Genomic DNA, 15609 nt, shown 5'->3' on the forward strand with positions numbered 1-15609 from the left:
GTGTTGGATGGGGGCAAGCGAGGATAATTTAAAGATTGAAAGGGGGTGCGGAAGTTTCTGCCCAATCTACCCGTCGCCCCGTACCACGCCGGTGACACGGGGCGGGGAGAGGAGGGGACTTCCTACCCCTTCTTCACATACCAAACCGCAAAAGTCTCCATGGCGCCGCGCAGGGTTTTGAACGCTTCGCTGTCGAGCAGATCCTGTTTTTTGGCGGAATCGAGGTTGAAATCGGTGGTCAGATCCTCGGCGAAGCGGAGGATGGTCTCCCGGATCAATTCCTGGGAGTCGTTGAGGATTTCATCGACGCGGCATGTCATGGGTGGTTCCTTCTGTGTGACGGAGTGGCAAGAAAGCCGTCCAGATACGGCATCAAGGATTACTGTAGCGTTACACCGGTGGCGAACGCCAGAAGATTTTTGATTCCGGGGGGCTTTGTTTTTTTAATGGGCCCCTTCAAAGGTGATGCGGGGATCGGCGACCACATAGGTCAGATCGGTGATCAGTTTGGTGACCAGTCCCAGCAGCGTATAGAAATACAGGGTGGCCAACACCACCGGATAGTCCCGGTTGATGACCGATTCGTAACCCAGCAATCCCAGTCCGTCGAGACTGAAGATGGTTTCGATGAGCAGACTGCCACTGAAGAACGCGGCCACGAACGAGCCGGGAAAGCCGGTGACCAGGGGAATCAGGGCGTTGCGGAACACATGACGGTACAGCACGGCCCGTTCGGTGATGCCCTTGGCCCGGGCCGTGAGGACGTACTGTTTGGAAATTTCTTCCAGAAAGCTGTTTTTGGTGAGCATGGTCATCACCGCGAAGGATCCCACCACCGAGGCGAAGACTGGCAACACCATATGCCACAGATAGTCGGTGATGCGGGCGGTCCAGGAGAGGGATTCCCAGTGGTCCGAGACCAGCCCGCGGATCGGAAACAGATCCCAGAAACTGCCACCGCCGAACAGCACGATCAGCAGCACCCCCAGCACAAAGCCGGGAATGGAGTATCCGGCCAGGATCAGCGCCGAGGTGACGGCATCGAAGCGGTCGCCGTGGCGTACCGCCTTGCGGATTCCCAGGGGGATGCTCACCAGATAGGTGAGCAGAAAGGTCCACATGCCCAACGAAATGGAGACCGGCAGTTTGTCGATCACCAGAGCGGTCACGGAGCGGTGATGGTAGTAGGAGTCCCCGAAGTCGAAACGCAGATAGTTGCCGATCATGAGCAAGAAGCGTTCGTGGGCCGGGCGGTCGAAGCCGTAGAGTTTGCTCAACGCCGCGATCTGATCCGGGCTGAGTCCCTTGGCACCCCGATACAGTCCGCCGCTGGAAGGGGTGGAGAGTTCTCCCTGGCCGCCGGAGGAGCCGGCCTCCATGCGAGCGATCATCTGTTCCACCGGTCCACCGGGCACGAACTGGATCACCACGAAGGTGACGGCCATGATCCCCAGCAGGGTGGGAATCATCAACAGCAGGCGGCGCAGAATGTAGGCACCCATGTCACTTCATCCACCAAGAGAGCAGCCACCCCTCCGGCGAGTAGAACAGGGGCAGTTTTTCCGGTCGGGCGAAACGGTCCCAATAGGCGATGCGGTGATAGGTCAGGTGCCAGTTGGGGACCAGATAGTGGCCCGCCAGCAGCACCCGGTCCAGGGCGCGACAGGCGGTGATCAGTTCCGGACGATTTTTGGCGTAGATGAGTTTTTCCACCAGGGCGTCCACGGCGGGATCCTGGATGCCGATCCGGTTGTGACTGCCCTGGATGCTGGCGCTGGAGGAGTGCCACATGTCCCGCTGTTCGTTGCCCGGAGACTGGGACTGGTCGAAGCCGTTGACGATCATGTCGTAGTCGAAGTCGTGGACCCGGCTTTGATACAAGGAGGTGTCCACGGTGCGGTACTGGAGGCGGATGCCCAGTTTTTCCAGGTTGGCCGCGTAGGGGGCCAGAATGCGTTCGAAGGCCGGGGAGGCGAGCAGGGCTTCCACCTCCAGGCGATTGCCTTTGCCATCGGTCAGCACCTTGTCGTCACCCAGGGTCCAGCCGGCCTCTTTCAGGAGTTTGGAGGCCTCCCGCAGATTCTGACGCAGGGAGTTGGGCGGCGTGGTGGCAGGGGGAACCGGAACCGGACCGAACACCACCGGGTCGAGTTTGTCCTTCAACGGTTCCAAAAGGGCCAGTTCCTCCGGGGAAGGGCTACCCTGGGCCGCCAGTTCGGAGTTGGAAAAATAGCTTTTGGAACGGGTGTATTGACCATAGAAGAGATTTTCGTTGCTCCACTCGAAATCGAAGGCCAATCCCATGGCCTTGCGCACCCGGATATCCTGGAACATCGGACGGCGCAGATTGAAGATCAATCCTTGCATGCCCGCTCCCCGTTTATGGGGCAGGGTTTCCTTTTTGATGTGACCCTGGGTGAATTTGGGACCCTCGTAGTCCCTGGCCCATTGTTTGGAATTGTTTTCCGCCATGAAATCGAATTCGCCGGCCTTGAATCCCTCCAGGGCCACTACCGGATCCTTGTAGAACTTCAGCACGATGCGTTCAAAGGAGTACAGGCCCCGGTTGACCGGACGGTTGTTGCCCCAGTATTGCGGATTGCGTTTGTAGGTGAGGATTTTTCCGGCCTTGAACTCTTCCACCACATACGGTCCGGAACCCAAAGGCGTGGTCAGGTTTTCCAGGTCAAAGGGGGTCTTGGTGAAAAAGGCTTTGGAGAAGACCGGGACTTCCCCGGCGATCAGGGGCAGTTCCCGGTTGGCCTGACGGAAACGGAAGCGGATCGCCTGGGGGGAGATCACCTCGGCGGCGGTGATGTCCCGCCAGTAGGATTGATAGAAGGGGTGGGCCTTGTCCGATTGCAGGGTTTCCAAGGAGAATTTCACATCTTCGGCGGTCAGGGGGGAGTCGTCGGAAAACCGGGCCGCCGGATCCAGGTGAAAGGTCACGGAGAGACCATCCGCCGCCACTTCCACCTTTTGGGCCAGCAGTCCGTATTGGGAAAAGGGTTCGTCCTGGGCCTGAACCATGAGATGCTCGAAGATCAGGGGTTCCAGCAGATCGGGTGCCGAGCCTTTGAGGGTATAGGGATTCATTTTGTCGAAGCTGCCCAGGGCGTGCAGGTTCAGGGTGCCGCCGGGTTTGGCGTGGGGACTGGTGTAGTCGAATCCTTTGAAGTCATGGGGATATTTCAAGACTCCATCCAGGCTCAAGCCGTGATCCGCATGGGCGTGGGTGATCAACAGTCCCAACAGGCATAAAATGGACAAAAGGTGACGCATCGCTTTGGCAAACCTCTCGCATGGCGTTTTTTTGGATCGTCAACGTGGCGCGGATCCTGCGGATCCTTGATATTGCAGTGTAGCCTTGGTCACGGCGGTTTGACCAGATTTTTTCGCCGGGGGAATCCCGTCGGGAAGGATGACGCCGCATCCGGTTTCGTGGTACTAAAGAGGCTAAAGATGTTAAAGATGAAAAATGTGGAATCCGGTTTCTTGGTGGCAACCGGACCGATGGCCTTGAAGAGGTGACTCATGAACGTGGAGCGAGTGCGAGGGCCGGCAGTGGCAGGCATGTTCTATCCGGGGGATGCTCCGGGGTTGCGCAGTCTGGTGGAAGGATTGCTGGATCAGGTTCCGCCGGTGGTGCAAGAGCCGGTGGCGGTGGTGGCGCCCCATGCGGGTTTCATCTATTCCGGGTTGACGGCGGCCCATGCCTACAAGGGGTTGTCCCGGGCTTCGGCCACGGCCCCGCGTCGGGTGTTTTTGATTGGTCCGAGCCATCGGGTGTGGCTGGAAGGGGCATCGGTGGGCAACTACGACGCCTATGTGACCCCCTTGGGGCGGATTCCGGTGGATCGGGAAGGGGTGGAGTGTCTGGCTTCCCGGCCCGATGTCACCCGGGATGAGGCGCCACACCGTCTGGAACACTCTCTGGAGACCCAGTTGCCGTTTCTTCAGGTGACGTTGATCCATTTTCGCATCATTCCCATCGTCTACGGCGAGATGAGCGGCGGACATCTGGCGGATCTGCTGGAACAGTGCTGGAAACCGGGAGATTTGATCGTGATCTCCACGGATCTTTCCCACTATCACCCCTATGACGAGGCCAGACGGCTGGATGCCCGCAGCAACGAGGCGATTCTGGCCCGGGACACCAAGGAAATCACTTCCTGCGAGGCCTGCGGCAATGTGGGCGTGCAGGCGATGCTGGAGACGGCCCGTCGTCGGCGCTGGAAACCGGTCCTGATGGATTTGCGCAACTCCGGGGATACGGCGGGGGACAAACAGCGGGTGGTGGGGTATGCCAGTTATTTGTTTTATCCGGAAACCGGGGATCGCGCCGTCGTGACGCCGAAAGTGGGGGAGAGCCGTTCCGGGGTGGGATTGCCGGAACTGGTCCGTGCCCATTTGGCCTCGATTCTGGCGGGAGGCCGGGGGCTTTCCACCTCCGCGGTGAGCGCCCAATGGGCGGAGTTGGCCAAACCCGGAGCCTGTTTCATCACCCTCACCGATCAGGGCGCCTTGCGGGGTTGTATCGGCTCCCTGGTGGCCCATCGTCCCCTGGCCGAGGATTTGTTGGAAAATGGCGTGTCGGCGGCCACCCGGGATCCCCGGTTCGCGCCGGTGAGCGTGGAGGAACTGGAACGGTTGTCCATCGAGGTCTCTTTGTTGAGTCCCCCGGAGCCGTTTCCCCATCGGGACGGGGAGGATCTGATCCGGCGGCTCAAGCCCGGCGTACACGGGGTGATTTTAAGCAAACAGGGACGACGGGCCACCTTCTTGCCCCAGGTGTGGGAACAGCTTCCCAATCCGGAGGCGTTTTTGTCCCATTTGTGCCGCAAGGCCGGGCTGGATGGGGAGTGCTGGCGTGCCGGGGCCGAGATCCAGGTCTATACCGTGGAAAAACGGTTGGAGAACAAGAGAGGACGGTGAATGGCCGGATTCCATACCCATTTGGCGGTGGCCGCTGTCAGCGGGGGAGTGGGGGTGACCACCTTGATGGTCGCAGGGGTGGTGGATCCCCAGACCGGGCTGATCGGCTTCATGGGGGCCACCATCGGCGGTGTGCTCCCGGACGTGGACGCCGAAGACTCCTGGCCGCTGGATCTGGCTTTTACCCTGTTTGCGTTGCTGGGTTCGTTTTTTGTCATGTTCAGTCAGGTGGGCGCCTACTCCGTCGCCGAGTTGACGGTGTTGTGGATGGTGAGCTTTTTGTTCATCAAGCTGGCTGTGTGCGAAATGTTTGTCCGTTTCACGGTCCATCGGGGGATTTTTCACTCGTTGCCCGCCGGGGTGTTTTTCGCCGGGTTGACCGCCTTGCTGCTGATGCGTCTGTTTCATCAATCCGAGCGGCTTGCCTGGTTGACCGGCCTGTTCGTGCTGCTGGGCTATCTGGTGCATCTGCTGCTGGATGAACTGTACAGCCTGAACCTCTTCGGTCCGGGGGGTGTCTCCTCTTCCCTGGGGAGCGCGTTCAAGCTCTCCGCCCCGGATGGTTGGGCCACTTCCGCCATGTATCTGGCGATTTTCCTGGTCTATTACGTCACCCCCGGCCCCCTCGCCACCCTGCGGGAGATTTTCACCCCTGCCACCCTTGATGCCATCCTGCCGCGTCTGGTGCCCGCCGGTCCCTGGTTTGGCCTGCCCTTCCTGGCTCTTTTTCCAGGTTCCCGATAGGGGGGTACACTTTGTCATTGACAAGCCGTCGGATTGCAGCTATCTTCTTGCCCATAGAGACAAGCCCAGATGGCGGAACTGGTAGACGCGCTAGATTCAGGTTCTAGTATCTGCAAGGATATGGGAGTTCGACTCTCCCTTTGGGCACCAAAAGACAATCAAGGACTTGGCCGGTTTCGGTCAGGTCCTTTTTTGTTTTTCAGGCGTTCTTTCAGCACCCCTCCCTCCCGGTTCATCCTTGGCCAGGAGCGGCGAAATGGCAACGTTTTGACGCTTCATTTGGCATTATTCTTGAATCAATTTCAACAGGATCGCCATTTTTCTGGATCCAGTGGACCGCCTGGAGACCGGCGACACCGTGTTCTTTGACATCGTGAGGGTGAGTGAACCGGTTGGATGGATACCGGGGAAACGTGGGGAGGGGAGAGGCGAATCCGGGGAGAACCGTGATGGATTCCCGGGGAGGGAGCGCCTTATAAAAAAAGCACTCCCTCCACAGGTGTCAGGCTTTGGGTATCAACGGTGCGGCTTAGATGTCACACAGCACACCACCGATGGAACCGGCATAGCTGCCAGCGATACGATTCCGTTCGGTGAGGGCGGTGGTCTTGGAGGTGAAGGGACCGACGCGCACCTGGGTCAGTTCAGGGGTGTTGGGTTTGACGGTCACGGGATGCAGGGAAACGTTGGAAATCCCTTTGCTCTTCAGTTGGCTTTGAGCCTCTTCCACGCTGCTCGTCTTGCTGTACGAGCCGATGTGAACGAAGCAGCTACCCGCTTTGGCGTCGGTGCTGACCGCAGCGGCGACAGCCGGCTTGGACTCGGGGGCTTTGGTCTCGACTTTGGAGACAGCCGTGGAAGAGTCTTGCAACTGGCTGGTTTTGGCGGGCTTGGCGGCGGCCGGTTGAGCGGCAGGCTTTTGGGCCGTGGTTTTCGGCATGTTCAACTGGGCGAGCATGTCGTTGAGATAGGCTTCGCCACCATACTCGAAGGATTCACGGAAGCCGGGAGCCAGGTACAGTTGGATGTCGCCGGGCTTGTCAACCGCGAGGGAGAGATTGCGCAGATATTCCACGCCTTCGGTCCGATCCTTCAGACCATGGAACAGGGCATTGCCCAGATTGATACCGGCGGCATGCAGAGCGCGACGATAGTTACGCAGATAAATCTCCTCGGCGGAGAAGATCCGGAAGGTGAACTTGTCGCTGTCGGTCAGAGTGGTGGTATGGTTGGCGTAGAACTGGCCTTCCAGAGCCGTGGTCATGAAGTTCTCGGTACGGCTGTAGGTCAGTTCGTAACCGGTCATGGCGGCGTTGGCGCAGACCACCGACTGGGAGAGATCCTCGGCAACCGGGATATTCTTCTGAGAGACGGCGGGCATTTCCTTGGCGATTTCGGCCAGGGTCTGCTTCATGGATTCCCGATAGCTGCACACAAAGCCGTTCTTGAAGGCTTGGCGGTCGGCCGGGGAACCGGAGGTCAGCAGTTCCTGGAAGAGTTCCAACATGGCGACGGCATGGGTGTTGGTCTCTTTGAGCATGGGATCGAACTTGCCCTGGAAGGAGGTGGAGCGCTCCAGGTTGAGTTGGAAGAACTTCTTGGGCCACTGGGAGAAGCCGGCACCGATTTCGCGGCCGATTTCGCCGGCGGCGGTGGAGACGTGATATCCGAGGACATCATCGGCATCCATGCGGCCATAGGTGGTCCGGAAGCAGGAGTGGAACTTGGTCCGCAGTTCCTGGTTGACGCCAAAATAGAAGCGTCCCAGGGGGGTCGCCTGACCGTTGGCGTTCATTTCACCCGTGCGCAGAAAATGCACGAAGTCGGGATTCAGGTGCTTTTTGCCGTACAGGTTGCCATTGTCGTTGCGCAGATTGGCGCCCCAGTAGTCACCGGCGCGACAGAAGGAACCGGCATCCATTTTGATCAGGAATTCGGTGTTGGCATTGGTGTTGACAATGGTCCGTTCCAACGAGTCGTGGGAATTGATCGGGGCGCCCAGTTCCGGATGCGGGGCCGCACAACCAGCAACCAGGGCCAGCAGGGACAAACCACACAGCTTTTGGACGATGGATTTCGGTTGTCTCATGAGTGTCTCCTTCTAAGAACATTTCTGGAAGCTTGCGGGCATTCCAGTCATTTTATGAACACGGGTACAACGGGGTTTTCCCGTTGCTTGACTACCTGATGGAATCCGTCTCACGGATGGAGTACTTTCCAGGCAGGAAATGGATTTCAACGCGACGATTGATCGGTTGACGATCCTTTTCGCTGTACAGGTTGTAAGCGGCGGGACGGGTGTCGCCATAACCCACGATGGTCAACTGGGCGGCGGAGACTCCCTGTTTCACCAGATAGGCACGCACTTCCTTGGCGCGATGATTGGACAGGCCCACATTGTTGGCCGCCGAACCGCTCTCATCCGCATGGCCTTGGATTTCGACGCGCAGACCCGGGTTGGCTTTGATCTTTTTGGCGGTTTCGTTGAGGATCTTCCGGTCGCCGGCGCGCAGATAGGCCTTGCCCAGATCAAAGTTGACCACGGACAGGGCGGAAACGGCGCAACCTTCGGTGGAGACCTTTTCGCCGCGGGCGGAATTGTTGCACTTGTCCGCGCCGTCGATGACGCCGTCGGCATCCGTATCCACATGGCAACCGGCGGCATTCACGGCCACGCCCGGGATGGACTTGGGACAATCGTCTTTCACATCCGGCACGCCGTCCCGATCACTGTCGAGGGGGCAGCCATGCACATCGACTTTGGCCAGCGGATCGGTATTGGGGCACAGATCCCAGAAATCGTGGACGCCATCGTTGTCCGCATCGTCGTTGGTGCAGCCATAACGATCGACAACCGCGCCAGCCGCCGTACCCGGGCAATGGTCGATGGAGTTTTTCACGCCATCGTTGTCGCTGTCGCCGTCGGGAGCGAAATTGGCGACGAAGGAGGCCGACAGGTTGTTGTACCAGTGGGCGCTGTGGTGCCAGGCATGCTCGGAGTGGTCGAACAGGTCATGCGCCGAGGCGGTGTTTCCGACGCATAGCATTCCTCCCACGACGAGCGATGCGGTCAATATTTTTATTTTCATGTAATCCTCCTTATGAACGATGATTAGGTGAGTTGGATGTGGCCCAACCCTGATAATTTTTAACAAGTCCTTCAGCTAACTTCAACCAATTACCACTTATTGAAAGGCTCGTCAACCATCTTTCTCTCACGTTTCACCATAACCGGGAAAAGTGTGAAATTTTTTGTGATCTTTTGCGTTCCCGGGTGGTTTTGGCTTGCGGGCAATGCGGTTGTTCGTCGCTGGTTGGGATGGTTGTTGGTGTGACCGATCCAATCCCCGCCCTGGAGTCACGATCCCTGATTCTGGAATTATTGAAAGTCATGTAACTGTCGAGGGTCGCTTTTTCCATGACAGGAACGGGAAGCTCTTGCACACAAGATGAAAAACATCTCAAGGCGACTGTTAAAGGGATTGATTATCGAAAGCTGGATGGGCGGTGATCATGACTCCAGCTTGAATCGTTCGACAATCTCCTTGAGGGATCCGGAAAGCCCCGACATTCCCGTGGCCCGTTGGTTGAGTTGGGCGCTCATGCGGGTCACGTCCGCCACGGCCTGATTGACCGGTTCCATGTTGGTGGCGATTTCCTGGGCCATTTCGGCGGCTGCCAGCACGTTGCTGGTGATGTTTTGGCTGCCGCTCGAAGCCAGGGCCACGTTGCGGGTGATCTCCACCACTCCGGCGGAAAGTTCCGCCACATTGCGGGTCACCTCCGCGATCCCCAAAGAGACCTCGCTGACCGCACGGCTGACATCCAGCATATCCTGATTGGTGGCGTTCATGCCTTCGGTCACGGAGCGGGTTTGTTCCGAAGCGGCGCTCATGGCCTTGGCGATTCCTTGCGCGGAGCGGTCCTGATCCTCCACCGCTTCGAGAATTTCTTCGTTGGCCGAAGCCATGATCTGGATGATGCTCACGATTTGATCCGCCGAGTCCGAGGCGTCCCGGGAGTGGTCGATCATCCGGGCGATGGTATCGGATATCATGCCGGTGGCGGCGGCGGTCTGACGGGCCAGTTCCTTGACTTCGTTGGCCACCACCGCGAATCCCTTGCCGGCCTCTCCGGCTCCCGCCGCCTCGATGGAGGCGTTGAGGGCCAGCATGTTGGTCTGTTCGGCGATGCTGTTGATCACATCCACCACTTTGTGAATCTCCTGACCCGACTCCATCAGGCGGTCCATCACCTCCTGGGTACGGTTGGCCTCCCGGTTGGCCCGTTCCGAGGACTGGTTGGCCATGAGACAGCGTTGACGCACCTCTCCCAGAGCGTGGGTCATCACCTGAACGGCTCCCGCCACTCCTTGCACGTTGTCGCTGGTCTGTTCGGCGGCGCTTTTGACCTGTTCCATCCGTTCCGTGGCCTGATGGGTCGAGCTGACCACGGCGGTCAGGCTGATGCTGGCCTCTTCGGCGGCGGCGGAGATGGTGTTGAGGTTGGTGCTGGCCTCTTCGGCGGCGGCGGACAGGGTGTTGAGATTGGCGCTGGCCTGTTCGGCTTCCGAGGCGATGTGGTTGAGGTTGGTGCTGGAGCGTTCCACGGCGCTGGATACGGATTCAGCCTTGCGGGTGAGCAGCGCCGCGCTGGTGTTCATGGATCCGGAGACCTCGGACAGTTCCTGGGAAGCGTCGGAAAGGTTGTGGGATCCTTCCGACAAAGAGAGGAAAATTCCTTTCAGAATCGCTGCCATGCCCGACATGGCCATCAGCAGATGGCCCAGTTCGTCGTTGCGTACCGGTCCCAGATTGGTGGTGAGGTCCCCCTGGGCGATGCGATGCACCCCCTCCACCGCCCGATCCAGGGAACCAGTGATCCGCCGGATCAGCAGCATGCCAAAGCCCACCATGAACACCCCCACCACCAGGGCCACACTGTAGACCAGAATCTGACTGGCGCGACTCACCGAGGCGGCTTCCTGGGTCACGGCCACATTCAGTTTGTCGGCCCAGGCGTCGATCTCTTCCAACCGTTGGATCACCTGACCTTGAATGGTCTCTTCGGTGTGACGGTTCGTTTCGGTCAGCCGGTCCAACTCCAGGGCGTCACGGGCCATGCTGAAGACCGCATCGTTGCCTTCCATCAGCAGGGCAGTCAGATTGGCGAACTCTTTTTCCAGTTGCTCCGTCAACTCCGCCACCCCGGCTGGGGCGTTCTGGGCGCTGGCTTTGAGGGTATTGATGGATTGGCGCGCCAGATCCACCGCGGGCTTGATCTGATTGGTCTGGAGATTGGTCAGCATATCGGTGGTGAGTTCCAGTCGGATTTGGCGACTCAGGATCGACAGGGTGTTGACGCTGGAGATCACCTTTTCCGTCACTTGGCCGATGCGACCCGTACCTCCAGAGAGCATCACTCCTGCCAGACTGCGCAGTTCCGCTTCCGAGGTGCGGCTTTCCATGGCGCGACGGGTCTGGCGTTTTCCCCGTACCATGGCCAGGGTCACCTTGCCCTTGATCCCTTCGGCCAAAGTGGTCATCCGTTCCACTGATTGATCCAGGGCCGTGGTGCGACTTTTCATCCGTTGGCTTAACTCCAGATCCCGTTTGGTCAGATCCACCAGCCGATCATCCTGCTCCAGAAACTGGGCAAAGGATTGCTTGAGGTGGGTCAGTGGCTGCTCCAGACCGCTCATGCCCTGTCCGACCGTACCCAGATAGTCCAGTTCGGCGGTGAAACGACGATCCAGTTCCTGGCGGGGCGGCAGCGCGCCGAGGGCTTCCGTGGAGGTGGCCTGCACCAGGGTGTTCTGACGGTTGACATACTCCAACAGCATGCCGCTCAACCGTCGTCCCGAGGTTTCCACAGGCAGAATCTGTTTTACTACACGGTTTTGCAGCGTGGTCAGACGGATGGTGGCAAAGGTCGCCGCACCGGCGAGCACCACCGTGGCGATCAATCCCATGGCGGCCCATGCGATCAACAGACGACGGATGGTCCAGGATTGATGATCCGATTGACCCAGACGCGGGAGCAATCGGATCAACCGGTCGAAGAGCGTGGTACGGGTCGGGGAGGATTGGGGGTTCATCGCAGTTGACTCCAGGCGAGGGGTTGAAACTCCCCTTGAACCAAGCGGGTGGGCCATACCTTGTGGCTGGCCTGATGGTCGGTTTTGCTAAAGCTGACCGGCGCACCGATTCCCAGGTCAAAGTCCCGCAGGTTTTCCAGCGTATTGACCAGGGTTTCCCGGTCTTCGGTCGGGTTGCCGCTCACCGTGGATCGGCGAATGCCTTCCACCAGCAGACGGGCGGCCAGATATCCTTCCAGGGAGAGGAAATCCGGTTTGGCATCCGCCCGATACTGACGCAACGCCTCCAGATAGGCTTTCACTCCGGGCATGGGATCGTTGAGGGCGGGGGTCACCTGGGTGACGATCACCCCTTCGCCATCCTTGCCCAGCGCCTTGGCCAGGGCCGCGCTGCCCACAAAAGAGACGTTCAGGAACAGGGCGTTGGGCAAATCCTTGCGCGCCTCGCGAATGAAGGCCGCGCAGGCCGGATAGGCCCCCACCATGATGATGGCACGGGGTTCGACTTCGGCATCCAGGATGGTGGCCAGCGCCCCTTCCACATGGGTGGTGTTGCGGGTGTAGCGTCCATGGGCCAGGGTATCGATTTCGGCGAAACCGCGATTTTTGAGGGCCGCCACCGATCCGGCATATCCGGAATCCCCGTAGCCGTCGTTCTGGGTGAAAAAGGCGATCTCCTTGGGCTTGATGCCGATGCCCAACAAACCGTCGATCATGGCGGCGGTCTCTTCGGCGTAGCTGGCCCGGTAGTTGAAAATATAGCGCTCGGGAGGCGTTTTGCGCAGCAGTCCGGCCCCGGTGACCGCGCCCATTAAAATGGTGCGGGTTTCGTTGGCGATGGGCGCGGAAACCACTGCCGTGGGGGTGCCCACATTGCCGATGACCGCCAGAACCTTTTTATCATCGATCAACTGGCGCATGTTGACCGCGGCCTTGGTGGGTTCGTAGCCATCGTCCAGCGCCAGGAGGCGCAGAGGGCGACCGTGGACCCCTCCGGCCCGGTTGACGCTGTCGAAATAACTTTCCACACCCAGGCGGGTGTTCTGGCCCAAGGCCACGGGACCGCTTTCCAGTGGGGTGGACATGCCAATGGGAATTTCGGCGGCGGCCAGGGCGGAACCGGACCATGCCAGCAGGCTGATGATCCCCAGGATTCGGGTCAGAGGCAACAGGGTGAATCTCATGAGGGGGCGATCCTTTGCGCGTATGCCGTATTTTGGATATTCAAGACCGGGGCGGGATCTTCGGGAATTTCGCGGTCACGCGCCATAGTGTACAACGATGCGTCACCATGGGCCACGATGTGCCTCGGATGGTTTCCCGTTTGCTCGGTAAATTACAGGAAATTTCCGGCCATGGCAATCCGGGTCAAACCGGGCGGAGGTCCATTTGTTTCATGATTCAGGCGCGGACCTGGGCGCGGATATACCTCACCAGTTCCCGCGCCAGGTCGGCGCCCCGGGGATGGCGGTGGGCCGGATTTCTGGCCAGGGATTTTTCCACGATCCGGGCCAGATCCGGGTGGATTTCCGGACGCAGCAGGGGGATCGACTGGGGGGCCGTGGACAGAATCCGGGAGCGCAATGTCTCCGGGTCGTCGGTCTTGAAAGGCGGATGGCCGGTGAGCAGATGAAAAGAAATCGCTCCCAGGGCATACAGATCGCTGCGGGGGTCCGGCGCTCCCGGGGTGAGGGACTCCGGGGGGGCATACGGGGAGATGCCGGTTCCGGCCGGGTCCGCTCCCAACAGCCGGGCCAGCCCGAATTCCTTGATCCAGACCCGGCGGGTCTTGGGGTCGTATATCAGATCCTCGGGGCGCAAATTGCCATGGGTCAGTCCCCGTTGATGGACATGATCCAGAATCAAGGCGGCCCGGGTGATGATGTAGAGAATCAGGGTCAGGGGCAGGGGGTCGTCCGGATGCACATGGCGCTCCAGGTTACCGGAGATGGGAAAATGTTCCATCACCAGATGGGGCGGATGCTCCTCCAGTTGGATCGCCAACAGGGTCACCACCCCGTCGTGCTGAATACGCAACCAGCGTTCCCCGTCCGCCAGGAAAGCCTGTCTGGCCTGCTCGGCCTCCCGGGGATCCCGGTGCAGGTTTGGTCCGGGCAGACGCAGAATCACCCCCTGTCCGGATGCGGGATCCTGTCCCAGCAAAAGCGTACCCAGGGCATCTTGGGCCAGTTCCGCGAGAATCCCGTGGTCACCCACCCGGCGCAACGGATGCTCCAGGGGGGCGGAGTGGGGCAGGTGGGGGGCGCGGGTCGAGCGGAGTCGGGCCTGGAGGTGTCGCAGCCGTTTGGCCGGTTCCGGATCCTGTGGGTCGAAGCGGCTCATGCGCTGGTAAACCAGGATCGCGTCGGCAAACCGTTGCGCGGTTTCCAGTTCCTGACCCAGGTGTCGGGCGATCGTCATCAGCATCGGATCCATGGGACACAGACAAAAGGTCTCCATGGCCAGATCCCAGCAGTGTTGACCCTGATAGGCCAGGATCAAGGCCAGTCGGGTTTCCCGATCCCTGGGTTGGGTCGCGGATTGGTTCAGGAAGCGAAACCGTTTGCTGACCAACAGGGGCAGAAAAAATCCAAGAGTGAGCATGGCCAACGGTCCGGCCATGGGCACCCACAACCCCAGGGTGTCCAAGAGCCACACATGGGCAATCGGCACCAGCAGACCCAGGAGTACGGTGATCACCAGGGTAGCCAGCCGGGCGCCCACCCCGCCGGGAGGAGCGAAGAACAGTAAGATTCCCACCACCCCATACAGTCCGTAGCGGATCCACACCCCCCACGGCGGAATCCGGAAACCCTGGTCGTCGAGCAGGGACGCCACCCCCTGGGCATGGATTTCCAGAGGGCTCATGTCGCGGCCGGTGGGGGTCGGCAGTTGTCGGGCCAGTCGGGAGGCGGTGGGACCGATCATCACCACCCGATCCCGGAATCGGTCCGGGGGCACATTGCCGTCGAGTATCGAGAGCATGGAGTAGGTGGCGAACTCCGGTTGCCGGTTGACCCCGGGATGAAAATAAGGATTCAGCCAGCCGTGATCCCGGGTGGGCAGGAGTATTTCGTTGAGTTGCAGCCTGCCATCGGCATGGGGCAGCAGGTTTTTGGGGGGGGAGGAGCGGGCCTCGATGGCGATGGCCAGCGCCAGGGTCGGGTACAGGGTATCGTGGAAGCGGATCATCAGGGGCAGGCTTCGCACCACGTCATCCGGATCCGGGGGGAGCAGGTCCACCCCCAGGCGGGCCGCGTTGAATCCCAGTTCTTCCCGTGGAGCCTGGAGGGTGTTCAGGGTGATGAGGCCGGAACCCTCCGGAATCGGATCCAATGGCGCGGGCAGGGCCGAGGCGGTCAGAAAGGCCGGATCGGGATCGGGGGGGGCCGGCGTCGTCGGGGCGGTTCCCTGGGTGCCCGACATTCCCATCACCACCTGGCCGGACAAGTGGAAGGCGGTTCCCAGGGCAATGGCCTCGGACGTATCCACGGGAATCGGAAAGGTGAACCCGATCACCCGCGGCGTGCCCCGATGGAGAATTTCCACCAGTCGGGTGAAATGGCGCGGAGCCAGGGGCCAGCCCCCCAGTCGGTCCAGGGTGGGGTCGTCGAGGGTGACGAGCACCACCCGGTTTTCCGAGTCGCGGGTAATCGCCCGCAGCCCGCGGTCATAGGCCCAGTGTTCCAGGGTCCGAATGGGCGCGGTGTGGTCGCACAGCATAAACAGGCCGACCAGTGCCAGCACCAGCGCATGGTGATTGCGGAGCGGAAAGCGGGTCATGGTGACTGGGGGGAGATGGCTGCCTCCACTGAAAGATCGCGACAACTCTT

Annotated in this window: 10 protein-coding genes and 1 tRNA gene; 3 read left to right on the top strand and 8 right to left on the bottom strand. The window is 60.1% G+C overall.

The features are described from left to right. Positions 1 to 122: 122 nt before the first annotated feature. From HQL98_05220 to HQL98_05230, 3 genes are all read right to left on the bottom strand, one after another. Positions 123 to 320, bottom strand: a complete 198-nt coding sequence (locus HQL98_05220; GenBank protein ID MBF0271467.1) for a hypothetical protein — start codon at positions 318 to 320, stop codon at positions 123 to 125. A gap of 123 nt (positions 321 to 443) precedes the next feature. Then, entirely contained in the window at positions 444 to 1502 is a 1059-nt protein-coding gene (gene yejB, locus HQL98_05225; protein MBF0271468.1) for a microcin C ABC transporter permease YejB, read from the bottom strand. Position 1503: 1 nt separating this feature from the next. Then, complete coding sequence (locus HQL98_05230; protein MBF0271469.1) at positions 1504 to 3282, bottom strand: ABC transporter substrate-binding protein; 1779 nt, start codon at positions 3280 to 3282, stop codon at positions 1504 to 1506. A 252-nt stretch (positions 3283 to 3534) separates the two neighbouring features. On the opposite strand from HQL98_05230, the gene amrB reads away from it, so the two are divergent. The 3 genes from amrB to HQL98_05245 all read left to right on the top strand — a co-directional run bounded on the left by amrB (position 3535) and on the right by HQL98_05245 (position 5829). Continuing rightward, the gene (gene amrB / locus HQL98_05235) at positions 3535 to 4935 is read left to right on the top strand and encodes an AmmeMemoRadiSam system protein B (GenBank protein MBF0271470.1); all 1401 of its coding nucleotides are present in this window, start codon (positions 3535 to 3537) and stop codon (positions 4933 to 4935) included. Then, entirely contained in the window at positions 4936 to 5679 is a 744-nt protein-coding gene (locus HQL98_05240) for a metal-dependent hydrolase (protein ID MBF0271471.1), read from the top strand. A gap of 63 nt (positions 5680 to 5742) precedes the next feature. Then, positions 5743 to 5829: transfer RNA gene (locus HQL98_05245), tRNA-Leu, on the top strand. 379 nt (positions 5830 to 6208) lie between these two features. On the opposite strand, the gene HQL98_05250 is transcribed toward HQL98_05245, so the two are convergent. The 5 genes from HQL98_05250 to HQL98_05270 form a co-directional block, all read right to left on the bottom strand. Beyond that, on the bottom strand, positions 6209 to 7768 hold the full coding sequence (locus HQL98_05250; GenBank protein MBF0271472.1) for an SPOR domain-containing protein: 1560 nt from the start codon (positions 7766 to 7768) through the stop codon (positions 6209 to 6211). A 91-nt stretch (positions 7769 to 7859) separates the two neighbouring features. Beyond that, positions 7860 to 8768: an OmpA family protein gene (locus HQL98_05255; protein ID MBF0271473.1), complete on the bottom strand. Its 909-nt coding sequence runs from the start codon at positions 8766 to 8768 to the stop codon at positions 7860 to 7862. A gap of 422 nt (positions 8769 to 9190) precedes the next feature. Then, complete coding sequence (locus HQL98_05260; GenBank protein MBF0271474.1) at positions 9191 to 11776, bottom strand: HAMP domain-containing protein; 2586 nt, start codon at positions 11774 to 11776, stop codon at positions 9191 to 9193. Continuing rightward, positions 11773 to 12960 carry an ABC transporter substrate-binding protein gene (locus HQL98_05265; GenBank protein MBF0271475.1) on the bottom strand — a complete coding sequence of 396 codons (1188 nt, stop codon included), beginning with the start codon at positions 12958 to 12960 and terminating at the stop codon, positions 11773 to 11775. Before HQL98_05265 ends, HQL98_05260 begins: the two co-directional genes overlap by 4 nt. A 217-nt stretch (positions 12961 to 13177) precedes the next feature. Then, on the bottom strand, positions 13178 to 15559 hold the full coding sequence (locus HQL98_05270; GenBank protein ID MBF0271476.1) for a CHASE2 domain-containing protein: 2382 nt from the start codon (positions 15557 to 15559) through the stop codon (positions 13178 to 13180). Positions 15560 to 15609 lie beyond the last annotated feature (50 nt).

The sequence above is a fragment of the Magnetococcales bacterium genome (genome assembly GCA_015231755.1).
Taxonomy (GTDB): Bacteria; Pseudomonadota; Magnetococcia; order Magnetococcales; family Magnetaquicoccaceae; genus Magnetaquiglobus.